This is a genomic window from Anaerophaga thermohalophila str. Valhall (genome assembly GCF_000250735.1).
GTDB classification, from domain to species: domain Bacteria; phylum Bacteroidota; class Bacteroidia; order Bacteroidales; family Marinilabiliaceae; genus Anaerophaga; species Anaerophaga thermohalophila_A.
Genome location: NZ_AHZV01000107.1, coordinates 1 through 1842 on the forward strand (window position 1 = coordinate 1; position 1842 = coordinate 1842).

Sequence of the window (1842 nt, forward strand, 5' to 3'; positions counted from 1 at the left end):
CGTTGCCGCCAATGCAATGTAAAAACAAACACGAAAAGAAATGAAAAATGGATTTGAAATAAAAAGAGTAATCAAGTATAGTTCCATTTTTGATGATGAAAAAAGAAGTTTAGACTATTATCTCACTGGAATTAAAAGAAGTGTTTTGATAAGAGCAACAACATATTTTCTAGGATTTTCCATAGATAACTCAAAATACGACGAAATAAAAAACTTTTTAGAATTCTTCTTTTGCAAGGAAAACAGCTCATTGGCGAATAAAATATATGATAAGCTAGTTGAATCCGGACAAATAATAATTAATACTCTAACAGCATTGCAGTTATTTGAATACAGTTTTGACCATTTAAATGAAGAAGAAACACAAGAAAAAAAGCAAGCTGAAGTAAATGTATTCAAAGCTATATTATTCCAAAATGAAAAGAATTTAGATGCCCAAAACAACGCTTTTTCTTCTGCAGAACAAGTAAATGATGAAATAAAATTTGCTGCAACAGCACTTACTCAATCATTTGGATACTCTGACCTTATCAATTTTAATAAGCACGAAATATTTGTTGCACAATTAATTAAATCTATTTATTTATTTGAATTCCTAGCATCTCACCCTAAGACTCAAGACCTTCTAAATGAATATCTTTCGACTTTTAAATGCCAAGATTGGAAAGAGTACCTTAAACGAATACTTCCCGTTGCAATGCCATATGTCCAAAATGACAAGGAAGAAAGCAATGATATAGTTTTCTTGCAAGATAGTGATTGTGAATTCATAGAAAACTTGGCAATAAGAGACGATGATGTTTTAAAGGATTTTGATTTTCGAGAAATTCGCAGCAAACCATTGTATAATATTGAAGATAAAAAATATAGAATAATTTATGGTCTTTTTGCAATTGAACTATTGCACAAAGGCGTATTTTTTAAACTATCAGAAATTAACAAGAATCTAGACAAAAATAAAAAAGTAAAAGGTGACTTTAGGGGATTTTACTGCGATGAATTCTCAGAGAAATATTTATTGTATAATATTATTGAGCATATATATCGAAATAAATATTTCAAACTCAATGGAGCCCAGATTAAAAAGCAGATAAAAGATGCAGAACCTGACTATTATATAAGAAATGGGAATAATATTTTTCTTATTGAAAGCAAAGACGTACTTTTTTCAGCCAAAGTAAAACATTCTTATGATTTTTCAATATATGAATCAATGCTGAAAGAGAAATTTTATTATGATGAAAATAATAATAAAGCTGTATTACAATTAATTACAAATATCAAACGCTTATTAAAAAATCAATTCCCTGTTGACAAAAAATATAAACCTCAAACCATTAAAATCTACCCAATTCTTATACTCCATAATTCACAACAAAATATTTCTGGGCTAAATGTATTAATTAATTATTGGTTCCAAAATGAATTAACCGAATTAGAAAGAAATGGAATTGACACAAAACGAGTTAAGCCTATTGCAATAATTGATATCGACAGTTTAATATTTCATCAAGATGCTTTTAGGAATAGAAAAATCAAACTTGAAAAAGTTTTAGATGACTATTTTAAGTACATTACATTTGACAAAAAAAAGAATTACAAAGATAAAAACCACTTTAATGACCACGTTAAAAGAACAATCGTACCTTTTTCTATTTTCTTAACTAATTATTTATCTGAAAGAGGCTTATGGTTTCTTCCAAGAATGTTAAAAGAAAAAGGATTCTCAATATTTAACTAAATTGAATGGAAAATAAGCACAGGCGGCAACAAAGCTATTATACGCCAGCCGTGGCATCCACAGCATATTGAGGGTTTTGTGTCTCCCAAAACCATGCTTTC

General features: G+C 28.6%; 1 protein-coding gene. It reads left to right on the forward strand.

The features are described 5' to 3' along the window. Positions 1-40: 40 nt before the first annotated feature. Positions 41-1741 (forward strand): hypothetical protein, encoded by a 1701-nt coding sequence (locus OQ5_RS0105845; RefSeq protein ID WP_016776586.1) that lies wholly within the window; start codon positions 41-43, stop codon positions 1739-1741. Positions 1742-1842 lie beyond the last annotated feature (101 nt).

Coding starts and splice junctions, on each gene's coding strand:
- OQ5_RS0105845 (WP_016776586.1), top strand. CDS start 41: ATGAAAAATGGATTTGAAATAAAAAGAGTAATCAAGTATAGTTCCATT.